The organism is candidate division WOR-3 bacterium (assembly GCA_016867815.1).
GTDB lineage: Bacteria > Hydrothermota > Tepidihabitantia > Tepidihabitantales > Tepidihabitantaceae > UBA2258.
The window spans coordinates 1-1,634 of sequence record VGIR01000213.1 but is presented as its reverse complement, the minus strand read 5'-3'; the positions used below and the strand labels follow the sequence as shown (position 1 = coordinate 1,634).

At 62.0% G+C, this 1,634-nt stretch carries 2 protein-coding genes; both read left to right on the top strand.

The window, feature by feature from the left end; genetic code table 11:
- Positions 1-31: 31 nt before the first annotated feature.
- Entirely contained in the window at positions 32-808 is a 777-nt protein-coding gene (locus FJY68_14430) for a T9SS type A sorting domain-containing protein (GenBank protein MBM3333017.1), read from the top strand.
- A gap of 9 nt (positions 809-817) precedes the next feature.
- The coding region (locus FJY68_14425; GenBank protein ID MBM3333016.1) for a PorV/PorQ family protein at positions 818-1,634 on the top strand (817 nt) is incomplete at its 3' end.

Genomic DNA, 1,634 nt, shown 5'->3' with positions numbered 1-1,634 from the left:
CTACCCGGTAGCGGAGACGGTGCATGCGTTGGTGAGGAAGGTCGTGGGAGTTCTCGGCGACCTCGACGTGGACAACGATTCGCTGGATGTGATTCACGACACGATGGACCTGCACTCGCAGCCTGCCGGGCCGGTCTATCACCCCTATGCCAAGGCAAGGTTCATGCTGGCCAACACCAGCCAGTCCTACAACCCGGACACGGCAGACGGGCCGAGTCAGTCGACGCTGAGAGAGGTTGAGGTCGAGGCCGAGGTTGAGGGACCTGGGGGAATGGTGAATAGTGAGTGGAGAATAGTGAAACCCGGATCAGGATTTCACTCTTCACAGTTCACGCTTGACTCTTCCGCCGTAGGCATCTACGTCCTCAATCTACCCGAGTCGCTGGCAGTCGGACAGGCCGTGGAATGTACGCTGGCGCTGGTCATCCCGGTTGGCGAGTCGCTCGACGGCTACGCGGGCTGGATCACTATCAGCGCTTTGGATACGCTTGGCTACGCGGTGCGGGACAGCTTCTTCCTGACCGTGCGCGGGCCGCAGCCGCGCCAGACCCTCGACTCGCTGCGAGTCGCGCCGATACCATTCAAGCCACATCAGAATCCTGAGCATGATGCCATCCACTTCCAGGGGTTGAGTGCCGGGGCGCGAGTCATCGTCTATGACGCCTCGGGCCAGTCCGTCTGGACTGCAACCGAGACTGGGGACGGTCACCTGAAGTGGGATGCCAAAGTAGCGAGTGGCATCTACGCTTACCTCGTCGTAGCCAAAGACGGCGCGAGCAAGGTCGGGAAACTGTCGGTCATCCGATAGGAGGACGAAATGGAAGGAACCATGATGCCACGAAGACACGAAATCCACGAAACGGATCGGCATCGACAGAAGCAGCTTCGTTTCATCCGGCTTCGTGCTTTCGTGGCTATCAACATCCTGGTCGGGCTTCTGCTGCCTGCGCTGCTCCTTGGCAGCACCGGAGCGTCGTTTCTGAAGATCCCGGTCGGGCCGAGGGTGGTAGGGATGGGCGAGGCGGGAGTGGCCTGGATCGACGACGCCTCGGCCCTGTACTACAACCCGGCCGGGCTGGCGCACGTGCCCACCTTCGACGTCCTGCTATCTCACAACCAGTGGTTCCTCGACATGAACCACGAGTACGTAGCGGGCGTGTACGGCAACGAGGACCTGGGCAAGTTCGGTCTCGCGTTTGACTACTGGGGCTCGGGCGCAATCCAGGGCGTCAACATCCGTGGCGAGACCGTACCCGGCTACATCTTCTCGGCTGCTGACTGGTCGCTTGCCCTCGGCTACGCGCGGAGTATCTCCGACTTCTCTTTCGGCTTCGGGGCGAAGTTCATCCAGCAGCAGATGGAGAGCCTCTCGACCTCGGCCGGGGCGTTCGACGTGGGAGTGCATTACCTGACCCCGCTGGAAGGACTGAGGGTCGGGGCCTCGGTTACCAACGTCGGGCCCATGACCGAGCTCTACCAGGAGATCTACGCCATGCCTACGCAGGCGCGTCTGGGCTGGCGGTATGACCGCGACATTGCCGGAATAGCCCTGGGGGTCACGCAGGACTTCATCCTCTCCGAGAGCGAGAAGCCGGGCATAGCCGCCGGGGTCGAATGCCGCCCGGTCGAACTCG